General features: G+C 72.0%; 15 protein-coding genes and 2 pseudogenes. 8 read left to right on the forward strand and 9 right to left on the reverse strand.

The annotated features are described in order from the left end of the window. Positions 1 to 10 precede the first annotated feature (10 nt). The 5 genes and pseudogenes from OHS33_RS30030 to OHS33_RS30050 all read left to right on the forward strand — a co-directional run bounded on the left by OHS33_RS30030 (position 11) and on the right by OHS33_RS30050 (position 8,343). Positions 11 to 2,833, forward strand: a complete 2,823-nt coding sequence (locus OHS33_RS30030; protein ID WP_330333540.1) for a TIR domain-containing protein — start codon at positions 11 to 13, stop codon at positions 2,831 to 2,833. 337 nt (positions 2,834 to 3,170) lie between these two features. Next, positions 3,171 to 3,533: a hypothetical protein gene (locus OHS33_RS30035; RefSeq protein ID WP_330333541.1), complete on the forward strand. Its 363-nt coding sequence runs from the start codon at positions 3,171 to 3,173 to the stop codon at positions 3,531 to 3,533. 180 nt (positions 3,534 to 3,713) lie between these two features. Next, positions 3,714 to 4,459 (forward strand): annotated as a pseudogene (locus OHS33_RS30040) (AMP-binding protein); the annotation flags it as partial. A 339-nt stretch (positions 4,460 to 4,798) separates the two neighbouring features. Continuing rightward, complete coding sequence (locus OHS33_RS30045) at positions 4,799 to 7,255, forward strand: penicillin acylase family protein (protein ID WP_330333542.1); 2,457 nt, start codon at positions 4,799 to 4,801, stop codon at positions 7,253 to 7,255. Between the two features lie 68 nt (positions 7,256 to 7,323). After that, a complete protein-coding gene (locus tag OHS33_RS30050) occupies positions 7,324 to 8,343 on the forward strand; it encodes an alpha/beta hydrolase (protein ID WP_330333543.1) in 1,020 nt (339 codons plus the stop codon). A gap of 22 nt (positions 8,344 to 8,365) precedes the next feature. Here OHS33_RS30050 and OHS33_RS30055 read toward each other — a convergent pair whose 3' ends face one another. After that, positions 8,366 to 9,463, reverse strand: a complete 1,098-nt coding sequence (locus tag OHS33_RS30055) for a BTAD domain-containing putative transcriptional regulator (RefSeq protein ID WP_330333544.1) — start codon at positions 9,461 to 9,463, stop codon at positions 8,366 to 8,368. A gap of 161 nt (positions 9,464 to 9,624) precedes the next feature. Between OHS33_RS30055 and OHS33_RS30060 the strand changes: the two genes are divergently transcribed. Continuing rightward, positions 9,625 to 10,635 (forward strand): TRADD-N-associated membrane domain-containing protein, encoded by a 1,011-nt coding sequence (locus OHS33_RS30060; RefSeq protein WP_330333545.1) that lies wholly within the window; start codon positions 9,625 to 9,627, stop codon positions 10,633 to 10,635. 19 nt (positions 10,636 to 10,654) lie between these two features. On the opposite strand, the gene OHS33_RS30065 is transcribed toward OHS33_RS30060, so the two are convergent. After that, the gene (locus OHS33_RS30065) at positions 10,655 to 11,836 is read right to left on the reverse strand and encodes an agmatine deiminase family protein (protein WP_330333546.1); all 1,182 of its coding nucleotides are present in this window, start codon (positions 11,834 to 11,836) and stop codon (positions 10,655 to 10,657) included. 159 nt (positions 11,837 to 11,995) lie between these two features. On the opposite strand from OHS33_RS30065, the gene OHS33_RS30070 reads away from it, so the two are divergent. Further along, complete coding sequence (locus tag OHS33_RS30070; protein ID WP_330333547.1) at positions 11,996 to 12,661, forward strand: TetR/AcrR family transcriptional regulator; 666 nt, start codon at positions 11,996 to 11,998, stop codon at positions 12,659 to 12,661. Between the two features lie 18 nt (positions 12,662 to 12,679). On the opposite strand, the gene OHS33_RS30075 is transcribed toward OHS33_RS30070, so the two are convergent. The 5 genes from OHS33_RS30075 to OHS33_RS30095 are packed head-to-tail and all read right to left on the reverse strand — an operon-like array spanning position 12,680 to position 17,957. Next, the gene (locus tag OHS33_RS30075; protein ID WP_330333548.1) at positions 12,680 to 13,486 is read right to left on the reverse strand and encodes an ABC transporter ATP-binding protein; all 807 of its coding nucleotides are present in this window, start codon (positions 13,484 to 13,486) and stop codon (positions 12,680 to 12,682) included. After that, positions 13,479 to 14,489, reverse strand: coding sequence for an ABC transporter ATP-binding protein (locus OHS33_RS30080; RefSeq protein ID WP_330333549.1), 1,011 nt, complete (start codon positions 14,487 to 14,489; stop codon positions 13,479 to 13,481). The genes OHS33_RS30075 and OHS33_RS30080 overlap by 8 nt, the downstream gene beginning before the upstream one ends. Then, the gene (locus tag OHS33_RS30085; RefSeq protein WP_330333550.1) at positions 14,486 to 15,340 is read right to left on the reverse strand and encodes an ABC transporter permease; all 855 of its coding nucleotides are present in this window, start codon (positions 15,338 to 15,340) and stop codon (positions 14,486 to 14,488) included. The genes OHS33_RS30080 and OHS33_RS30085 overlap by 4 nt, the downstream gene beginning before the upstream one ends. Further along, the gene (locus OHS33_RS30090; protein ID WP_330333551.1) at positions 15,337 to 16,296 is read right to left on the reverse strand and encodes an ABC transporter permease; all 960 of its coding nucleotides are present in this window, start codon (positions 16,294 to 16,296) and stop codon (positions 15,337 to 15,339) included. Before OHS33_RS30090 ends, OHS33_RS30085 begins: the two co-directional genes overlap by 4 nt. Beyond that, the gene (locus tag OHS33_RS30095; protein ID WP_330333552.1) at positions 16,293 to 17,957 is read right to left on the reverse strand and encodes an ABC transporter substrate-binding protein; all 1,665 of its coding nucleotides are present in this window, start codon (positions 17,955 to 17,957) and stop codon (positions 16,293 to 16,295) included. Before OHS33_RS30095 ends, OHS33_RS30090 begins: the two co-directional genes overlap by 4 nt. 159 nt (positions 17,958 to 18,116) lie before the next feature. Between OHS33_RS30095 and OHS33_RS30100 the strand changes: the two genes are divergently transcribed. After that, positions 18,117 to 18,683 carry a TetR/AcrR family transcriptional regulator gene (locus tag OHS33_RS30100; RefSeq protein ID WP_330333553.1) on the forward strand — a complete coding sequence of 189 codons (567 nt, stop codon included), beginning with the start codon at positions 18,117 to 18,119 and terminating at the stop codon, positions 18,681 to 18,683. A 15-nt stretch (positions 18,684 to 18,698) separates the two neighbouring features. Here the strand turns inward: OHS33_RS30100 and OHS33_RS30105 are convergent, their stop codons facing one another. Further along, a complete protein-coding gene (locus tag OHS33_RS30105; RefSeq protein ID WP_443065476.1) occupies positions 18,699 to 19,256 on the reverse strand; it encodes a TetR/AcrR family transcriptional regulator in 558 nt (185 codons plus the stop codon). A gap of 368 nt (positions 19,257 to 19,624) precedes the next feature. Then, positions 19,625 to 20,344: pseudogene (locus OHS33_RS30110) on the reverse strand (IclR family transcriptional regulator domain-containing protein); the annotation flags it as partial. Positions 20,345 to 21,169 lie beyond the last annotated feature (825 nt).

Here is a 21,169-nt window from a genome sequence, read left to right on the forward strand (position 1 = left end):
AGGCGGCGGTATGGCCACGGGCCTGGAGCGCCAGGCCGGGGAGCCGACCGGATACGACGCTTTCATCTCGTACAGCCACAGCTGGGACAGGAAGCTCACCAAGACGTTCCAGAGCCGATTACAGAACTTCGACCGGCCCTGGTACAGGCCGAGAAGCCTCAGACTGTTCCGCGACGAGACCAACCTGGCGGCAAGCCCCCATCTGTGGCGGGAGATCGAGCGGGGACTCACCGCGTCCCGGTGGCTCGTGCTCATGGCCAGCCCGGCCGCTGCCGCGTCCCCCTGGGTCCGGAAGGAGATCCGCTGGTGGCTCACCCACCGGTCGGCGGACACGCTCCTCATCGCCTGGACCGACGGAACGCTTGTCTGGGACGACTCGCGGAGGTCGTTCGACTGGTCGAGGACCGATGCCCTCCCGCGCGAGGAGATGGACGGCAGCTTCGGCCAACAGCCCCGTTGGGTCGACCTGCGCTGGCTGCACAGCCCGGAGCAGGCCGGCCCGGCCGACCCCCGGTTGGTCGAGTGCGTGGCGGAGTTCGCAGCCCCGATCTCGGGCAGGTCCAAGGACGAGGTGATCGGCGACCATGTACGCCAGCAGCGTCGGACGATGCGCCTGGTGTGGTCGACCGTCGCCGTGCTCACCGTTCTGCTCCTGGTCGCACTCGCCGGGGGCGTCACGGCGTACCACCAGCGCAACGCCGCCCGGTCCCAGACCCTGGTCGCCCAATCCCGTCAGCTCGTCGCGGAGGCTTCGTCGATCAGCGACACCCAGCCCGACCTGGCCCGCCAACTGCTGGTCCAGGCTTACCGACTCGCTCCCACCGCCGAGGCGGCCGGGGCACTCGTCGGCAGCCGCGGCCTTCCCCGCGTCATCGACGGGAAGGGCGATGCCCGCGGTGTAGCGTCCAGCAGCGGGGGGCTCCTCGCCGTGGCCGACGACCGGGTACGGCTCTACGACCTGGCCACCGGCGTGCTGCGTGCCACACTGAAGGACCTGGACGGCAGCGTCGCCGCCGTCGCGTTCAGCCCGGACGGACGGCTTCTGGCGATCGGCGACGCCGAAGGCGGGGTGCGGCTGCTCGACGTGACGTCAGCGGACGGTCCCAGAACTCTGGCGGCAGTGCCCGCGGCGGCGGCGGGCGCGACGAACGAACTCGTGTTCACCCCCGCCGGCAGGCTCCTCGTCCTGACCAACGCGCGCGGCTCCCTCCTCGACATCGAGGACCCGGCCCGGCCTCGTTCCCTCGGATCCCTGCCCCCTGGCACGATCGCCGCCAGCGGTACGGGCGCACTGATCCTCACGGAGTCGCAGGACGACCTCGAACTCGGCCTGTGGACCCTGTCCTCCTCGGCCGGGGTGAGCCGGGTCGCCACCCTCGTCCCGCCGTCCCGTGCGCTCGGCACCAACGCCCGCGCCGCGTTCAGCCCGAACGGCCACATTCTGGCGGTCGGCGGCTCGGACAACCGGGTGCGGCTGTGGGACGTCGCCGACCCCACCCGGCCGGCGGTCCGCTCGGATCTGAACGCGCAGGGCCGCGACGGCATCAGCTGCGTGGAGTTTTCCTCGGACGGGACCGTCCTGGCCCTGGGCGGCCGCGACGGAGTGATCACCCTTTGGGACGTCTCCGACCCTTTCCGCCCCCACTCCGGTGCGCGCCTGACCGGCTACCCGGGATTCGCATCCGTTTCCGGCATCGCTTTCGGCCCCGACGGGCAGACGCTCGCGTCCATCGCGAGCGACCGGGAGCAGCGGACGTCGGCAAGGGTGTGGGCCGTGTCGGGAATCGACAGGACCTCCACCGTCACGATCTTGCCGACGGAGGGAACCTTTCCCCCCTCGTTCAGCCCCGACAGTCGGCTGCTGGCCGCCGGTGGCAGTCCGACCACCGTGTGGAGGATGGACGACAAGCCGGGACCGCGCCTGGCCGCCACCGTGGGCTCGTTCAACGCCAGCGGTCAGGCCGCGGCCTTCGGCCGGGACGGCCACACCCTGTTCTCCGGTCGGCCCGTGGTCGCATGGGACACGGCCGACCCGGCGGCTCCGCGGATGGTGACCCCGCAGGTCACGCGTTCGGACGGTGCGACGGGCATCAGCCTGAACTCCGCCTTCCCGCTGCTGGCGACAGGAGCGGGGATCATGGCACCTCCACCGGTGGAACTGGGAACCGTACAGCTGTGGGACGTCAGCGACCGGACACGGCCCGTCCTCGTCGACACGCTCGGCGGCACCGTGGCCGGCAGCCAGGCCATCTCCTTCAGCCCGGACGGCGGGCTCCTGGCGGCGCCGACCCGCGAGGGAACCGTACGGCTGTGGAACGTCACCCGTGACACCGCGCCCACGGTCGCGGGAAACATCGACATGGCGAGGGGAAAGGCCACCGCACTGGCCTTCGCCCCGGTCGACCGCACCCTGCTCGTCGGTGACGACAGCGGGGTGATCACGACCTGGGACGTCTCACGTCCTGCGCATCCCTTGCGCCGGGGCAGTGCCGCCCCGCACGCCGGCAGCATCAGTGGACTCGCCCATCACCCCGCCGGCGCGCTCGCGGCCAGCGCCGCGGAGGACGGGCGCATCCGGCTGTGGGACACGAGCGACCCGGACCACCTCGTCGAGATCGCCTCGCTCGCCACCGGCGGCCTGTACCCGCAGGCGTCCCTCGCGTTCAGCCCGGACGGCAGTCTCCTCGCGGCCAGCGGCGACCGGGGCACGCGGCTGTGGAGCGTGGACCCGGCCGCGATCATGCGACGGCTGTGCGCCGAGTCCTCCCGCATCACCCGCGAACAGTGGAACCAGTACCTCCCTGACCGACACTACGACCCGCCGTGCGTCTGAGCGCACGAGAACGGAGGACACGATGGCAAGCGGCTCACGGCGCAGAACCTCCTCGTCCATCGCACTGCTGGCACTCTTGCTGCTCACCGGCGCATGCGGCTCGCCCCACCCGGCTCCGCAGATCTCGCCCCTCACCCCCTCACCCGTCACCCCGGGGCCCGCCTCCCCTTCCCCCTCGCCCGCTCAGGGACCGGTGCTCGTCGGCCCGGCGCCGGCCGACCTGCATGACGTGGATTGGGCGAAAACCCCCATTCCAGGCGATTTCTGCGATGTCCCGGGACTCGTCAGGCTCGACGCCGGGGGCGAGGCCGCCGCCACGTCCCGAACGTGGGGCACCGTGCGCATCCAGCAGGGGATCAAGGTCGCATACGGCGACACGGACGGTGACCGGCGCGACGAGGCAGCCGTCTACATGGGGTGTTCCGACGGAGCGAAGATGAACGCACAACTCGTCGCCGCATACGTCGTGTTCACCCGCAAGGGCGACAGCCTCGCCGCGCTCGGTGCGATCACGCCGCGGCAGAAGTCCGACGTGTACACCACCGCTCTCGTCGGACTGGAACTCGCGCCCGGCCGGATCACCGCGCACGAGAAGTGGTACCGCCAGACCGACGCCCACTGCTGTCCCTCCGGAAACGCCGACACCGTCTGGACACGGGAGGGCGACAGCCTGACGCCGGGCGCACCCCGTGTCCTCTGATCGGGCCGCCGCCGGCCGACCTGGCCAGGGACCTCTTCTTCCGCCGCGTTCCGCGGGCCTGCCTGGGAAGGCCTTGTGGAGGTCTTCGCTCGGTGATCAACCCTGGTGAGGTGCGGGGTAGCGTCGCCGCGCTGCGCGGAGAGGAGCGGGGCATGCGCGAGATCATCGTCCCACCAGTCGTTGTCGCGGCGCCCGTCGGCGGGCTCGCCGACGACCCTGTTCGACGTCGCCCTGTGGGCGATCGGCGCGCAGCCCGTGCCCGTCTACCCGACCTCCTCCGTCGAGCAGGTGCACTGGATCCTCCAGGACTCCGACTGCACCGCCTGCGTCGTCGAGGACGAGGACCAGGCCATGACCGTCGGGTCCGTCATCGAGCGGCTGCCGCACCTTCGGCGGCTGTGGCAGCTCGACTCCGGGGCCGTCGACGCGCTCGTCGCGGACGGCCGCGGGGTCACGGAGGACCTGGTGCACCGGCATCGCGCCGCGGTCACACCCGACGCCGTCGCCACCGTCATCTACACCTCGGGGACCACCGGGCGCCCCAAGGGCTGCGTGTTCACGCACGGCAATTTCATGTACGAGGCCGGCACGATGGTGGCCCGGTGGGAGTCCGTTCTCCAGGCGGGGCCCGGGGAGCAGCCCTCCACCCTGCTGGTCCTGCCGCTCGCCCACGTCTTCGGGCGGATGGTGGAGGTGGCGGCCGTCCGGGCTCGGGTGAAGCTGGGGCACCAGCCGGTGCTGGCGGCGGCCGAGTTGCTGCCGGACCTCGCCGCGTTCCGGCCGACGTTCGTGCCGGGGTCCCGTACGTCTTCGAGAAGGTCTTCGCGGCGGCATGCCGCAAGGCGGAGGCTGAGGGGCGAACTGGTCCCTTCGACCGGGCGGTCGAGACGGCCGTACGGTACGCGGAGGCGCGCGAGCGGAAGAGTCGGTTCGTCGCGACGTGCTGGCCCGCCCAGATGTTCAAGCACTTCGAGGACCCCAAGCCGGGCTACGTGGCCGACTGGCCCGACCTGCCGAAGTGGCAGCAGGAGACCGACGCCGACATCTTCGAGGCCATCGAAAAGGCCTGATCGAGCGGGCGAGATCGCCCGTCCTGGCCAGGGTGGGAACGTGACCAGCAGGAACCCCACTTCGGTGGGGTTCTTTTGCGTTTCCGGGCGGCGGGCGGGCGGCCGGTGCGGGTGTGGGTGTCATGGGGATTTCATCGCTCTTCCTTAGCGTGGCCGAGTTCGGACAAGGGCTCGGACCAGGGGAAGGGCGGCTCGATGGCGCGCAGGAGATTCAGGGCGAGGCTGCCCGTGGCGGTCGCGGTCGCGGTGGCGGTGCTGAGCACGATGGCGGCCACCGGGTCACCCGCCCCCGGAGCCGCCGGGCAGGGGCCGGACAAGCCGACGATCCGGTACACCGAATACGGGATCCCGCACATCATCGCCTCGGACTGGGCGGGGCTGGGCACGGGGTACGGATACGCGGTGGCCAAGGACAACATCTGCACCCTGGCCGACACCTACCTCATGGTCAACGCCCAGCGGTCCCGCTACCTGGGGCCCGACGGCAAGGCCAGCCCCGGCGAGCACCAGAACACCACCACCAACCTCAACAGCGACCTGTACTTCCAGCGGATGAACGACAACCGGGTCGTGGAGCGGCTGATCGACCAGCCCGCCCCCAACGGGCCGGAGCCGGAGGTCAAGGAAGCCATCCGCGGCTACGTCCAGGGATACAACAGGTACCTGGCCGAGACGGGCGTGAACAACATCTCCGACCCGGCCTGCCGCGGTGCGGCCTGGGTGCGGCCGATCACGGAGCTGGACGTCTACCGGCACGCGCACGCCGAGATCATCATGGGCACCGCCGACGTGCTGCTGGACGGCGAGGTGAACGCCGCGCCCCCGGGGGCGTCGGCCGCCCCGCCGCAGTCGGCGCCCCCGCCCGAGGTGACCGCGGCGAAGATCCGCGACGCGATGGCCGCCGGCCGTGCCCAGGGCATGGGCAGCAACGCTCTCGCGGTCGGTTCGCAGGGCGTGTCCGGGGGCACCGGCATGCTGCTCGCCAACCCGCACTTCCCGTGGCAGGGCAAGAACCGGATGTGGCAGAGCCAGCTGACGATCCCGGGGAAGACCAACGTCTCCGGGGCGAGCCTGCTCGGCTTCCCCGCGGTGAACATCGGGCACAACGACGACGTCGCCTGGACCCACACCGTCGCCACGGTGGCTCCGTTCGGGCTGTTCGACGTACAGGTGGACCCGCTGAACCCGACCAAGTACCTGGTCGACGGCGCCTGGCAGCAGATGACCTCGCAGCAGGTGGGCGTCGACGTACGGAAGCCGGACGGCTCCCTCGGCAAGGTCACCAGGACGCTGTGGGCCACCCGTTACGGCCCGATCACCACGTCGGTCCTGGGCACCTCGCTGCCCTGGGTGGTCAGTGCGCACGCGGTGCGCGACGTCAACATGGACAACCTGCGGGCCTTGAACACCTGGTTCCACCTCGACCAGGCCAAGGACGTCAACGACGTGGTGAACACCCTGGAGACCACGGAAGGCGTCCCCTTCTTCAACACCATCGCCACCGACCGCAAGGGCAAGGCCCTGTACGCGGACATCCAGGCCACCCCGAACATCACCGACGCGCACGCCGAGTCGTGCCTCACGCTGACCGGCCGGCTGCTGTTCGACCAGACGCTGCGACTGCCGAACGTACCGCCCGTCTCCATCTTCGACGGCAAGCGCAGCGCGTGCGACTGGCCCGACGACCCGAACGCCGTCGCGCCCGGGCTGCTCGACCCGCACAAGCAACCCCGTCTGATCCGGTCCGACTTCGTCGGCAACGCCAACGACAGCGCCTGGCTGGCCAACCCCGCACAGCCGCTGTCCTTCCCCCGGGTGATGGGCGATACCGCGGCGCCCCGGTCGCTGCGCACCCAGGAGCTGATCCTGACCGCGCAGAACCGGATCGACGGCAACGACGGCCTGCCGGGCCGGGGCTTCACCCCGGAAAACATGCGGCAGTTGCTGTTCGCCGACAACAGCAGGGCCGCCGACCTGGCCCTCAACGCCACGGTGTCGGCGTGCCAGGGCGCCCCCTTCGGACTCGTCCTGGTGGACGGCAACCTGGTCAACGTGAGCGAGGCGTGCCCGGTCCTGGCCGCCTGGAAGGATCACAACTACACGGCGGACAGCCGGGGTTCCTGGCTCTTCGAGAACTACTGGGCCTTCCTGCTCGGCGGCCAGGCGGTCGAGAAACTGCCGTGGCGGGTCCCCTTCGACCCCAAGGACCCGGTGCACACGCCCAATTCGCTGGACTCGGGAAACTCCGCCGTCCGCGACGCCCTGGCCCGCGCGGTGTTCGCGCTGCGCAAGGCGGGCGTTCCACTGAACGCACCGCTGTCGGACGTCCAGAAGATAACCCGCAACGGCGAGCAGATCCCGGTCCACGGCTCGATCGGTGAACTGGGCGTGCTGAACGTGATCACTCCGGGCCTGGTCGACGGGAAGCTGGACATCACCTTCGGGTCGAGCTTCATCCAGCAGGTGCGCTTCACCGCTGACGGGCCGCCGCAGACCTCCTCGGTCCTCGCCTACTCCCAGTCGGCCAACCCGAACTCCCCCCACTACGCCGACCAGACCAAGCTCTTCTCGGCGGGCCGGTGGGTGACCGAACGGTTCACCGAGGCGGACATCGCGGCCTCACCGGCGCTGGAGATCAAGGTCCTGGACTGACGGACTGGGACCGGTCCACACATTCATCCGTGATCCATCGATCCATCGAGATACCAAGGGAGCATGCTGTGACGAGGACATCGAGCCGATGGCGCGCGGTGGTGGCCCTGTTGGCCGCGATCGTGGCCCTGGCCGTGCCGACGGGTTCGGCGCAGGCCGCCGACGGCACCGCGCCGCCGAGCATGACGGACGGGTTCGGCCTGACCCAGGTCGACTCGGCGGTGGGCGGCGCGACCAACTTCTACATCACCGTGACCACGCCCGAGGTCACGGGCAAGCACCACATAAAGATCATCCTGCCGAGCGGCTACTACGACGACCCGGGCAAGCGCTACCCGGTGCTGTACTTCCTGCACGGCTCGCCCGACGATCCGATCCAGCAGAACTATCCCGCGCTGACCACCTCGAACCAGATGATCACCGTCATCCCGGACGGCGGCGCCCGGGGCTGGTACGCGAACTGGCTCAACCAGAAGACCGCGGCCGGAACCCAGAACTGGGAGAACTTCCACCTCAAGCAGGTGATCCCGTTCATCGACGCGAACCTGCGCACCGTCGCCACCAAGCAGGCCAGGGCGGTCGCCGGTGTCTCCATGGGCGGGTTCGGAGCCCTGCACTACGCCCAGGTCCGTCCTGACCTGTTCAGCCAGACCGCGTCCCTGTCGGGAGACATCGACCTGTCGGTCAGGTCCATGGACCTGCGGATGGCCGTCGTCGCCTCCCTCGTCGGCTACGCGCCCAGCGTGGACAGTGACGCCGCGTTCGGCTCGCCCTACCCGGTCTTCAACGCCGACTGGAGGTTCAACGAGGTGGACCCGGCCGCGCACATGAACAAGCTCGCGGGCGTCGGGGTGTCCATCTACGTGGGCAACGGGCGCGGAGACGCGACCGACTTGGAGTTCTGGGTGGAGAGCGCCTCCAAGCACGTCAAGGACAGCATGGACGCGCTGCGCATGCCCTACCACTACGTCGACTACGGCGACGGTGCCGCCTGGGGCACCCAGTGCAACGGCGGCCACAACGCGGGCTGCTGGGAACAGGACCTCCGGGACCTGATCCCCAGGCTGGAACGATCCTTCGCCGCCTGACCCTCCTGCCGCTTCCGGCCGGTCACCGCATGATCCCGGCGGGGGCGAGGTCCGCCTCGTCCCCGCGCAGGATCATCTGGTGCGTCCGCCGCAGCATCCGGCTGGGCGGAACGCCCAGGTCGTCGGCCAGCCGGCGGCGGGCGCGGTCGAACACGGTCAGCGCGTCGGCCTGCCGGCCGGTGCGGTACAGGGCGCGCATCAGCATCGCGGCCACCGGCTCGTTCAGCGGGTGGGCCGCGGACAGGGCGAACAGCCCGGCGATCGCTTCGGAGTGCCGGCCGAGTCGCTGCTGCCACTGCGACTTCCGCTGCGCGAGGGCGATCCCGCGCTCGGTGAGCCGCAGCCGCTCCAGCTCGGCGAACGGGCCGGGCAGCCCGGCCAGGGGCTCGCCGCGGAACAGGGCCAGGGCCCGGGAGCACAGACGTACCGCCTCAGCCGGTTCGCCCGCGCGGTCGGCCGCCTCGGCGTCGGCGGCCAGTTCCTCCATGCGGGCCACGTCCACGTCGGCCGCGCCGGACACCAGCCGGTACCCGCGCCGGTCGTGCGCGATGACCGCGTCCGCGGCGTCCGGGCCGTCCGGGCCCTCCTCGAGGCGCAGGGCCTTGCGCAACCGGTAGACGTACACCGGCACCGGGTTCGTGGCCGGGGGATCCACCCCCCACACGCCGTCGCGCAGTTCGCGCTGGCTGAGCGTCCGCCCGGGGGACAGCGCCAGCGCCGCCAGTACGGCCTGCCGGCGCAAGTGCCCCAGCTCCAGGGGCCGCCCGCCCTCCCACGCCTGCAGCGGCCCGAGCAGGGAGATCCGCACCCGTGGTCCGGAAGCCCGGGGGATGGGGGTGGCGGCGGCGCGCGGCGCCGGGCCGGGTGCCCCCGTACGCGGGCCGCTGCCGGGCACGACCAGCCCGCAGTCGAAGGCGTGCACGATGGCGGCGGCCCGGTCGCGCAGCCCGCACGCCGAGAGGATCCGCGCGAGGTGTCCGGCCACGGTGTCCTCGGGAAGTGCGAGGGCGGCGGCGATCTCGTCGTCCCGCAGCCCGCAGCCGACCGCGCGGAGCACCTTGCGCTCCTGGTCCCCGAGCGCGGTGTCGGTGGGTCGGCCGGTGGTGACGGTCGTCGGCATCGCTGCTCCCCGGGCTCCGGGCTGGTCGGTCTGGCGGACGCCGTCGACAAGCTAGCGGCACCGGCGCCGGACAGCCCTCCGGAACGATCCGGAGTGACACGCACCCCGGATGCGGCGGCGGGCCGCGCTTCCTAAGCTGGTGGGTGGGACCGGAGGTGCCCATGCCGACTCAGCGGATCTTCGACCGGCGCAGCCCCGGCGAGCCGAAGGCCGAGTCGCATGAGCCGCATGAGCCGCACGAGCCGCACGAGCCGCACGAGTCGGGGCCGCGGGCACCGGTTGAGGTCCTTGACGCGGATGCAGCCCGGGAGATCGTCATCGGCTGGACGTCGGAGGTTGAATTTGCGACCGATGGCCTGTCGATGCGTCGCCGGCATGAACGCAAGTACGGGCAGTGGATGAGTTCAGAGGAAGGGAAGAATTCTTTCCGGTCCTACGTGCGGTTCCTCTGGTGGGCGGCAGCGGCGTTCATCGTCTTCTTCTCCGGGGCCGCCGCCATCGCGCTGATCTCCCCGGCCGACTGGCGGGTGCCCACCGTGATTCTCGCGGTGGGCATGCTCACCTGCTGTGCCTTCCTGATCATCGGCAGGTTCAATTACGAATCGGCGAGGGACGGTTACACCCCGCCCGATCCCGTCCGTGCCCGCGCGGGAGATACGAGCGCCCAATGGCTGCGGGACCTCGACCTGCAGAACCTCATCCAGATCAACCGGCAGCAGATGAAGGTGTATCAGGAGATCGCCACGAAGCATGCGAAGCTCGCTTCGCGGAGCTGTCAGATCGCGATCGCCTCCGGGTTCCTCATCCTGGTCGTCGGCGCGGTCATCGCTCTCGAAGTGGCGACCGATCCCGCCGCGAAGATCGTCGTGGGTTCTCTGGCGGTCCTCGGATCCGCCGTGACGACCTTCATCAGCAAGACCTTCTTCGAGGCCCAGAAGCTGGCCATGGGTCAGTTGAACCTCTATTACCGTCAGCCGCTCGTGACCAGTTACGTACTTCAGGCCGAGCGGCTGACGAACCGGCTTGACGGAATGAGCGAGACGCAGCGCGAGAAGATGGCGAGCGTGGTCGATCGTGTGCCGGCCGCCGCGGGGAATGCCTACGAGGGAGGGCCGTACGAGCACCTCCGCGGGGAGGAAGGCGCTCGGGTCCGGCGGCCGAAGCGGGCCTGACGGGCTGCGGGCTCCGGGGTTACGGGACCGGCTGCTGCTGGGTGACGCAGTGGATGCCGCCGCCGCCTCCGCCCAGGCTGTCGATGTTCAGTTGCTCGACGACCCGGCCCGGGAAGGCGCGCTGGAGGGTGGACCTGGCCGCGGCGTCCGCGGTGCTGTCGCCGAACTGGGGGGAGATGACCGCGCCGTTGCACACGTAGTAGTTGGCGTAGGCGCCCACGAAGTCGGGGTTGGTGGAGCGGATCTTGTTGTAGTCCGGGCCCTGGAGCTTGGTGACGGCGATCGCGTGGCCCTGGGCGTCGGCGGTGGTGGAGAGGATCTGGAACTGCTGGCGTGCGTCGTTCGACCAGGCGTCGGTGTCGCTCGCGAGCGGCATCTGGACCAGTCCCGCCCCCTCGGCGAGGAACCGCGAGGTGGCGTCGACGTGGTCGTCGGTGATGTCCCGGCCGAGGACCCCCTTGAACCAGATCACCTTCGTGCCGCCGAAGGCGGCGCACATGGCGGCCTCGATCTGCGCCTGGGACAGGTTCGGATTGCGGTCCGGGTTGATGATGCTGCTGCGGGTCGCCATCAGGGTGCCGGCGCCGTCGGTCTCCACCGCGCCGCCCTCGCCCGTGAAGGCGGCCGCGGTGAACGGGACTCCGGCGTAGGCCGCGATCCGCCCGGCGACCAGGGCGTCCTTGGCGTGGGTCTGCTGGTTGCCCCAGCCGTTGAAGTTCAGGCCGACCGCGTCCAGGCCGCCCGCCCCGTTGGTGCGGAACACCGGGCCGCTGTCGCGCATCCAGCAGTCGTCGACCGGGATCGTGGTGATCACGGTGACGGCCGGTCCGCAGGCGCTCCTGGCCTTCGCGGCGGAGGCGGAGTTGGCGCACATGATGACGGGCTCGTACTTCGCGACGGTCTTGGCGATCAGTGCGATGTTCGCCTGGACACCGGCGAGCGAGCGGCCCCAGATGGCCGAGCTGTCGGGCCACGCCATCCAGGTCCGGGTGTGCCGGACGGTGTCGATCGGGACGGCGAAACCGGACGCGGCCCCGGCGGCGCGTCCGCCCCGCGGCCCGGCCGCGAAGGCCTCGCCGCCGACGGCGGTCAGTGCGGCCCCGGCGGCCGTGAGGCCCGCCGCGGTCAGGAATCCCCTGCGGTCCAGCATCCGGCGGGAGGTGGTCCCGGCCGGTTCCTGCGTTCCAGCGTGGTCGTTCATGTCTGACCTCCGGTCAGCCCTGGGCGGATCGCGCTCCGCCGACTGGCCGGAACGTATTACTGACCGAGCGCTCGGTCAATAACTCTGGATAGGTGCATGACGAACCATGAGTTGATCGCCCGGGACCTAGGGCGCACCCGCAGTCGTTACAGTGGCGGCGTGGCAGCAGCAGCGCAGGACGATCACCCCGGTACGCCCGCATCGGCACCCCTCCCGGCCGCGGCGCCGACGAGCAGGTCCCGCACCTCGGCCAAGGGCGCCCAGACCCGCGCGAAACTGATCGCCGCGGCCCGGACCCTGCTCGCGGGCGAGGGCTTCGCACGCTTCAGCACCCGCAACGTCGCCGCGCTCTGCGGGATCTCGCACGGGATGTGCCACTACCACTTCCAGGACCGCACCGACCTGATCGTCGCGGTCGTCGAAGACATCCGGGGCGAGTGGATCACCCCGATGGAGACCGCGGTCGACACCCCCGGCTCCTTCGCCGAACGCGCCGAGCGCGTCGTCGTACGGCTGAACCGGCCCGAGGGCCCGGACCTCTCCCGCCTCCACTCCGCGCTCCACTGGTTCGCGCTGAACGACGAGCGGGTCCGGGCCGCCGTGGACGCCGAGTACCAGCGCTGGCTCGCCTGTTTCGTCCGGCTCTTCCAGGTCCTGTCCGACGAGCACGGCGGCGCCGTCGATCCGGTACCGCTCGGCACCGCGCTCGCCGCCGCGGCCGACGGCCTGGCCGCGATCCAGTCACTGGACTCCCGGGTCGAGACCGAGGCCGCCGTACGGGCCCTCGTCAGCGGCCTGACCGCCGTGGCCGTGCGCCCTTTCTAGCGCCGGTCGGAGCCCCCGCTACAGCGCCCGGCGGGCAGCCGCGATCCGCCGCGGATCCCAGCCGGGCCGGGGTACGGACTCCAACAGCAGCCGGGTGTAAGGGTGCTGGGGGTCGGCGAGCACCCGCGCCGTCGGCCCCGACTCGACGATCCGGCCGCGCCGCATCACGAGGACGTCGTCGGTCACGCAGCGCACCACCCCCAGGTCGTGCGTGATGAACAGGTAGCCGATCCCGGTCTCCTCGCGGATGTCGAAGAGCAGGTTCAGGATCTGGGCCTGCACCGAGACGTCCAGGGCCGCCACCGCCTCGTCGAGGACGAGGACGGACGGTTCGACGGCCAGCGCGCGGGCGATCGCCACTCGCTGGCGCTGCCCGCCGGACAGCTGCCGGGGCAGCGCGTCCGCCTCGCGCGCGCCGAGGCCGACCCGGTCCAGCAGCTCGCCGATCCGCCGGGCGTGGTCCGTACCGGGGAAGTGCAGCCGGAGCGTCTCGCGCAGCGCCCCGCCCACGGTGGTGCGCGGATCGAGGGACAGGAAGGGGTCCTGGAAGACCATCTGGACCTCGCGGGCCCTGGCCAGGCGGGCGGCCGCCCCGCGCCGGTGCTCGCCGCGGTCCCGTCCGTGGATCAGCACGCGCCCGCTGTCCGCCCGCTCCAGGCCCACGATGATCCGGGCGGTGGTCGTCTTGCCGGATCCCGATTCGCCGACGATGCCCAGGGACCGGCCCCCGGCGAGCGTGAACGACACGTCGTCCACGGCCCGTACGCTCCCGTAGGTCCGGCGCAGGTCCACGACCTCCAGGACGTTTCCGATCGTCTCAGCCATGTGCGGCCCTCTCCGCGAGCTGCTCGCTGTGGTGGCATGACGTACCCCGGGCCGGTTCACCGGCGACCGGGAGCAGGACCGGCGCCTCCCGGGTGCACCGCTCGGTCGCGTGCGGACAGCGCGCGGCGAACGGGCAGCCGGTCAGCTCCTCGCGCAGCCCGGGCGGCCGGCCCTCGATGGCGGCGAGCCGCCCCGGCGGCGCGTCCAGGCGGGGCGTGGAGTGCAGCAGCGCCGCCGTGTACGGGTGGCGCGGTGCGCTGAACAGGGCTTCGGCGGGGCCCGTTTCGACGATCCGGCCCGCGTACATCACGTACACCCGGTCGCTGATCGCGGCGGCGAGCCCGAGGTCGTGGGTGACGAAGAGCAGCCCCGTCCCGAAACGCTCGCGCAACTCGCCGAGGAGCGCGACCACTTCGGCCTGGGTCGTGACGTCGAGAGCAGTGGTGGGTTCGTCGGCGAGGATCAGGGCCGGGTCGCCCATCAGGGCGGCCGCGATCATGACCCGCTGCAGCATGCCGCCGGAGAGCTGGCCGGGGTACTTGCGCAGCGCGTCGCCGGTGAGGCCGACGGCCTCCAGCATCGTGACCGCCCGCTCCTCGGCGGCCCGCCGGGGCATCCGGGCGCTGTCGCGCAGGCTCTCGGTGAGGAAGTCACCGACCCGGCGCATCGGGTTGACCGCGGCCCGGGGGTCCTGGAAGATCATGGCCGCCGTGCTGGTGCGCAGGACGCGCAGGGCGCCGGGGGACATGGTGAGGACGTCGTCGCCGACGACCCGTACGGACCCCTCCGTCCGCGCGCCCGCGGGCAGCAGCCGGAGCACGCTGCGCGAGGTGAGGGTCTTGCCGGAGCCGGATTCGCCGACCAGGGCCACGGTCTCCCGCACCCCCACGGTGAGGTCGACGCCGTCCAGCACCGGCCGGGCGGTGTGCGGCAGTTGGAGCCGCAGCCCCTGGATGTCGAGCGTGTGCGGCGGCAGCGGACTCGGCGATGGCAGCGGACTCATCCGTCCCTCCTGGCGACCTTGTCGGCCCAGCGCTCGCCGACGACGTTGAAGGCGACCACGGTCAGCACGATGGCCGCGCACGGCACGATCGCGGAGAGCGGGTAGCCGGACTGGATGGAGGCGTTGCCGTCGAAGACCATCCGGCCCCAGTCGGGCGTGAGGGCGGGCACGCCCAGCCCGAGGAAGGAGAGGCCGGCGAGGTCGATGAGGGCGTAGCCGAAGTTGACCGTCGACTGGGCGAGGACCACGGGTGCGATGGCGGGGATGACGTGGCGCAGACAGATCTGCGCGCCGGAGTGACCCTGTACCCGGTACGCCTCCACGTACGGGCGGGCGCGTTCGGCGAGGACGAGGGAGCGGGTGAGGCGGCTGACGTAGGGGAGGTAGGCGATGGCCAGGGCGATGACGGGGGCGAGCAGCCCCTCGCCGTAGACCGAGACGATCAGGATGGCCAGCAGCATGCCGGGGAAGGCGAAGACGAGTTCGGTGCTGCGGGACAGTACGGAGTCCAGCCAGCCGCCGCGCCAGGCGGCGGCCGTACCGATGGCCACGCCCGCGACGGTGGAGAAGGAGACGACGCCGAGCGGGCCGAGGAGCGAGGTACGGGCCCCCAGCACCAGCCGCGAGAAGGTGTCCCGGCCGGAGGCGTCCACCCCGAGGAGGTGGTCGGCGGACGGACCGGCGAGCGCGTTGCCCAGGTCGACGGCGTTCGGGTCGTACGGGGCGATCCAGGGGGAGAGCACCGCGACGAGGACGACGACGGCGACGAAGCCCAGACAGAGCAGGGCGAGCGGGGCGCGGCCGGTCCGGATGCGGGCCAGGCCGGGGCGGCGCAGCAGGGTGACGCTCATGCGGCCCGCCTCGCGCTAGCGAGGGAGACCCGGGGGTCGACCAGCGGGTGGAGCAGGTCGACGAGCAGGTTCACCGTCATGAACAGCGCGACCATGATGAGGGAGATGGCCTGCACGGTGGGGAAGTCCTTGGTGGTGGTGGAGAGTTCGAGGAGCTGGCCGATGCCGCCCACGCTGAACGCCGACTCCACCAGCACGGTGCAGACCAGCAGGGTGGAGACGATGAGCCCGCCGGTGGTGAGCACGGTGCCCAGGGCGTTGCGGAACACGTGGCGCCGGACGACCCGGCCTTCGGACACCCCGCGGCTGCGGGCGACCGTGACATGTTCCTGCCCGAGCACGTCGAGCATCGCGGCGCGGGTCACGCGGGCGAGCATGCCGATCAGATAGAGGGCCAGCGCGATCGCGGGCAGGGTCAAGTGCCACAGCATTCCGGGGAGTCCGTCGCCGGTGCCCCCGGTGGGGAACCAGTGCAGTTTCACCGCGAACAGGCCCTGGAGCAGGACCGCCGCGACGAACGACGGGGTGCCGATGGCGAAGGTGGTGGTGACCAGGATCGTCGAATCGGTCGCGCCGCCGCGGACCGCGCCGGTCCAGCCCAGCAGCAGACCGAGGACGAGCACCAGCACCAGCGCCATCGAGATCAGCAGCAGGGTGCTGGGCAGCCGGTCGGCCAGCAGCCGGGACACGTCGGTGCGGTAGGTGATCGAGCGGCCGAAGTCACCGTGCACCACCTGGCCGAGCCAGCGGACGTACTGCTCGGCGAACGGGTCGTTCAGGTGGTACTGGGCGTCGATGGCCTTGAGCGCCTCCGGGGAGGCGGAGCGGCCGCCCAGCAGGAAGCTCGCCGGATTGCCCGGCGCCAGGTACATGGCGCCGAAGATGACGAAGGAGGCGCCGAGGAGAGTGGCGGCCATCTCGGCGAGGCGCCGGGCGGCGAATCTCAGGAAGCTCATCGCGCGGCCGCCCCGACATCGGCGGCCCACGGGTAGTAGAGGTAGGAGATGGTGGTGGGCGCCCCGGTGATCCGCTTGTTCAGGAAGACGGCCGTGGGCCACTCGGCTACGGGGATCCACAGCAGCTGGTCGGCCGCCTTCTTCTGCAGCTCGACGGCGGCCGTCATGCGCTCGGACACGTCGTAGCTGGACTTGGCCTTGTCGGCGAGGGCGTCGTAGGCGGGGTCGCTGTAGCCCGCGTAGTTCTGGTAGGCCCCGGTCTGGAAGTTGCTCAGCAGGTCCATCGGGTCGGTGACGGAGTCGTAGTACGTCTCCGGGAACATGTCGATGCCCTGGCGCGCCGCGGGATCGGTGAACAGCGAGGTGAAGGCGTTGGGGGCGATGGTCTTCAGCTCGACCTTCAGCCCGATCCTGGTGCCCGCGTCCTGCACCGCGGTCGCCAGCAGCGACACGTCCTGGCCGATCGAGCTGGTGGCCATGGTCACCGTCTTGCCGGTGGCGCCCGCCTCCTCGATCAGCCGCTTGGCGGCCCCGACGTTCTGCTCGGGCGAGGGCAGGCCCGCGAAGGCGGAGTCGCGGATCTTCTGCGGTGCTCCGGCCCAGACGGCCCTGGTGGTCAGCGAGGAGGTGGCGGTGCCCGCTCCGCCGAGGCCCGCCGCGACGAACCCGCGCCGGTCCAGGGCGAGGGAGAGCGCGCGCCGGACGCGGACGTCGCCGAGCGCCCCCTTCATGTTGGTCATGTTGACGTTGACGGTGCTGAGCCCCTCGCCGAAGGAGAGGGTGCCGACGCCGCTCTTGCGCAGCCGGTCGTAGCTCTCCGTGGGGATCAGGTAGCCGCCGTCCGCCTCGCCGCTCAGCAGCGCGTTCGTCCGGGCGGAGGCGTCGGTGAGGAAGGTGAAGACGGCCTTGGCGGACTTGGCCTTGGTGCCCCAGTAGCCGTCGAAGCGCCGGAGTTCGATCGACTGGCCCTTGTTCCAGGTGCCCAGCGCGAAGGGGCCGGTGCAGTCCAGGCTGCCGGAGGTGCCGTAGTCCTTGCCCGCCTTCTCCACTCCCGCGCGGGAGGCCACGACACCGGCGGCGGTGGCCATGTACTGGGGGAACATGGCGTCGGGCTGCTTCAGCTTGACCGTCACCTGGAGCGGGCCGGTCTTGGTCACGGTCTCGACGTTGGCGAACTCGCTGTTCCAGGCGGCGCCGTTGTCGGGGTTCATCTGCCGGCCGAGGCTGAACACGACGTCGTCGGCGCCCATCACCCCGCCGTCGTGGAAGTGCACCCCGGGGCGCAGGTCGTACACCCAGGTCTTCGGATCGGGGTTGGTGGCCTTCTCGGCCAGCCCCGGGGCGGTGGTGAGCTGCGGGGTCCACCGCATCAGGCTTTCGCAGACGTTCGACAGGATCGTGTTCTGCGGGTAGTCGAAGGCCGATATGTAGTCGAGCGTGGGCGGCTCCGCGTACACGGCCCAGGTGAAGGAGTCCAGCGGCCCGGCGGCGGCGGGCGTACCGGCGGAAAGCTTGAACGGGGCGTCCGAGGCGGCGCCGCCGTTCTTGGGCGGACCGGAACAGGCGGCGATCAGGCCGAGGGCGGCGAGGGCCGCGACGGGGAGCGCGTACCGGCGATGAGGGGACCTGCGGGCGCTGGACCAGGGCAGGGGTCGGGACATCGGTGCTCTCCTGTTTGAATATTCAGTCAGCAGGAAACGGAAGGGAGGATGGGGAGCGGTGCAACGGTGATGTGTCCCGCATCCTCCATCGAACTGAAAATTCAGTCAATGCTTCTGGCCAAGGAGTTACGGAACCGGCCACGGGTAGAGTGACGCCTCGTGTCAGACCGTCGAACAGAGATACTCAGGGCCGCCACGCGCGTGATCGCGCGCCGCGGCGTGCGCGGGCTGCGCGTGGGAGAGCTGGCAGCCGAGGCGGGCGTGTCCACCTCGCTGATCTACTACCACTTCACCGACCGGGCGGGGATCCTCCGCCGGACGCTGGAGTTCATCAGCGACCGCGCCGACCGCTACACCGCCGAGCGCGATCCCGGCCTGGACCCGGCCGACCCCCGAGCGGAACTGACGCAGGTCCTGCTCCTCGAACTCCAGGACACCCCCGAGGTGCGGGAGAACAGCACGGCCTGGGGCGAGCTGCGCGCCAGCGCCGTCTTCGACCCCGAACTGCGCGAGGACGTGGCCAAGGCCACCCACACCTGGGTCCACGAGATCGCGGACCTGCTGGCCCACGCCCGCCCCACCGGCACGGCCCCCGCGCACGCGGCCGCGGCGGAGCGGCTCACCGCGCTCCTGGAAGGCCTCAGCGTCCGCTGGCTCAGCGGCTCGCTGCCGCTGGAGCACGCGCGGGAACTGCTCGCGGACGCGATCGAACACGAACTGTCGTAGAAGCCCCGGATCCGCTCAGGCGGTACGCAGGCGCTCCAGCTCGGCGCCGATGGCCGTGCTCATCAGCTCACGGGCGTGCGGCAGGGGCAGGCTCCCGCTGAGCCAGCGCGAACTCAGCCCCTCCACCAGGGCCGTCAGCCGCTCGGCGGCGGCGGCCAGGCCCGCGGCCGGGGCCGTCGGGTGGATCTCGGCCAGCAGATCGCCCACCTCGCGCACCCACACGCGGGTGGCCCGCGCGAGGTCGTCCCGCAGGTCGGGGTCGAACACCGCGCACGCCCGCAGTTCGCCCCAGGCCGTGCTGTTCTCCCGGACCTCCGGGGTGTCCTGGAGTTCGAGCAGGAGCGTCTGTTCCAGCTCGCCCAGGGCATCGAGCGGCGGGAGACCGGGGTCCCGCTCCGTCGTGTAGCGGCCCGCGCGGTCGTTGATGAACTCCAGCGTCGCGCGCAGGATTCCGGCGCGGTCCTTGAAGTGGTAGTAGATCAAGGCGGTGGACACGCCCGCCTCGGCGGCGAGTTCCTCCACGCGCAGGCCGCGGACGCCGCGCCGGGCGATCACCCGCGCGGCACCTTCCATGATCGATGTTCGACGGTCAGCCACGATCGACACCCTACCGGGGGTGACCGGCGGGCCCGGCCGACCGTGCGTCAGGTGTGCAGGACTACGAGCGAGCCGCCCGGCCCCAGCGGGGGCAGCGGCCCGAAGGTGCGGGGGAGGGCGAGGGCCGGACGCCCGGGTTCCGCCGGCCCGGGGGCGGCGTCGAAGAGGTAGGCCGCCTCGGTGGCGGGGTCGCTGACCAGGTGCGGCCCCCGGTACGGCGCGGCCGCCGTGGCGGTGGCGCGGGTGTGCCGGGTGCGGAAGACGCCGAGCAGGTGCCGCAGGGTCTGCGCGGCGCTCGCCGCGCCGGTCGCCGCGGGCGCCCCGTCCGGGGGGATCGCGCCGGTCAGCAGCAGGGCGAGCAGGACCGGTACGGCCTTGCGGCGCAGGGTGGCGGTGGCGGCGCGCAGCCGGTGGGCGTGCGCCGCCGGCAGGGACAGCGCCAGGCTGCTCGCCGCGCCGCCGACCCCGAGCGCCACCGCTGAGCAGACCACGCCGGGGGAGTACTCGCGGAAGTCGAACACCGGCTCTCCTGGAGCCACCGCGTCGAGCGCGTGGAAGAGGACCCGGCTGTCGGTGATGGTCCGCGCGGTGAGCCGGGCGGGGCGGTACCGCGCCACGTGGTCGGCGCGGCCATCGGGGCCGAGCTGGGTGAGCAGGCACTTGCCGACCGCGCTGGCGTGGGCGGCCGCGCGGAAGTCGACCCATTCGTCGACGGGCGGGGTGCCGGGGCCGTCGGCCATCTGCGTGATCCGGATCTCCCCCTCGGCGTACCGGCCGAGGTAGAAGGCGGCGCCCGCGGTGTCCCGGGCCAGCGCCAGGGTGTGCTGGAGCTGGGCGGCGAGCCCGTGGCCGCCGGGGGCGCCGAGCCGGTCCAGCGCGGGCCCCCACGCGTAGACGCCCGCCGCGGGACGGCGGGCGTACTCCTCCTCGCACAGCATGGCCAGCAGCGGAGCGAGTTCCGCGGCGGCCAGCCCCGTCTCCCGCCCGATCCGGGCGGCGCCGACCCCGAGCGGGTGCCGTTCGAGGACGCCTACGACGGCCAGCGCGCGGCGTGCTTCGGCCAGTGCGCCGGTGGCGTCGGCGGAGCGGGCGCGGCCGCGGGTGCCGGTGCGGGCGGGGGCGGTGGCCGCGGAGGAGGGGCCGCCGCGCCGCGCGGACTCCGGGTCCGGTCCGGGATCCGGCTCCGGCCCGGGGCCCGCCTCCGGGCGGGGGTCGGCCGCCGGCTGCGGGTCCGGCTCCCGGGCCGGGGCCGTGGGCTGGAACGCGGGCAGCACCTCGGGCAGCCCCGGGCGCGGCAGCGGCACCGGGCCGAGGTCGATGTCGTCGAGCTGGTCGACGTACCGCAGGACCCGGGCCTGCGCGCAGAGCCGGATCTCGCGCAGGTCGCGCGGCCCCCCGGGGAGGTAGCCGAGGCGGGCGAGGTCGGCGGCCCACACCCGGGCGTCCTGGTGTTCGCCGCGCCGGGAGTGGTCGAGGAAGAGGCAGTAGGCGGCGGATTCGGTGTGCGCGGCGCCGGAACCGGCCGCGAACTGCCACCAGAAGCGGGCGCCGTCCCGCAGCCCGGCGAGGTGCAGCAGACAGGCGAAGACGAGGGCGCCGGGCGGGTCGCCGTGCCGGGTGGCGATGAACTCCTGCAGCCGGGCCGCGGCGTGGGGCCCGCAGACCACGGCCAGGCTGACCGCCTTGAGGTCGCGGCGGGCCTGTTCGGCCTCCACCGGCCGGTCCTCGGCCGGATCGCTCCAGCCCGGCGGCCCCGGGCGGGCCCGGGCCGCGGCGGCCCGGGCGGCCGCGGCCCGGGTGCGCAGCAGCAGCCGGGTCTCGGCGGCGCCCAGGTCGTAGTGCGGGTAGCGGTCCGGGACCCGGGCCCGGGCCAGGAAGTGGGTCAGCGG

This window comes from Streptomyces sp. NBC_00536 (assembly GCF_036346295.1).
In the GTDB taxonomy this organism is placed as follows: Bacteria; Actinomycetota; Actinomycetes; order Streptomycetales; family Streptomycetaceae; genus Streptomyces.